Source organism: Aeromonas piscicola (genome assembly GCF_000820005.1).
GTDB lineage: Bacteria > Pseudomonadota > Gammaproteobacteria > Enterobacterales > Aeromonadaceae > Aeromonas > Aeromonas piscicola.
This window is the reverse complement of the sequence record NZ_CDBL01000040.1, coordinates 594-999: the sequence shown is the minus strand read 5'-3', so window position 1 is coordinate 999 and position 406 is coordinate 594. Positions and strand designations below refer to the sequence as shown.

Genomic DNA, 406 nt, shown 5'->3' with positions numbered 1-406 from the left:
GGAGAGGGAGCAACACGCCCAGCGCTGCAAGCGGGGAGAAGCGATAAAAAGAAAGGGAGCCGGTCAGGCTCCCTTTGATGCGGTGATGCAGCGATACACCTATGCGTGAGGCGGATACGCAACCGGATCACTCACGGCCAATGGCATTTGACCAATGCCGTCCCTTATCGATTGGTCGCGGCCTTCATCCCTTCCACAAACTCCTTCAGACGAGTGAGCATATGCTCCGGATTCTGGTGGTGGGTCTCGATGATCTTCACCACGGCGGAGCCGGAGATGGCACCGGCGGCGCCAGCGGCGATCGCTTCACGTACCTGAGCCGGTTCGCTGATGCCAAAGCCGAGCAGGGCGGGGGGGGCGTTGAACTCGCGTAGGGTATTGATCAGGCCATCCACCGGCATGCCGG

General features: G+C 61.1%; 1 protein-coding gene. It reads right to left on the bottom strand.

From position 1 onward, the window contains the following. Positions 1–164: 164 nt before the first annotated feature. A partial coding sequence (locus tag BN1128_RS08930; protein ID WP_209428553.1) for a tryptophan synthase subunit alpha occupies positions 165–406 on the bottom strand: 242 nt, incomplete at its 5' end.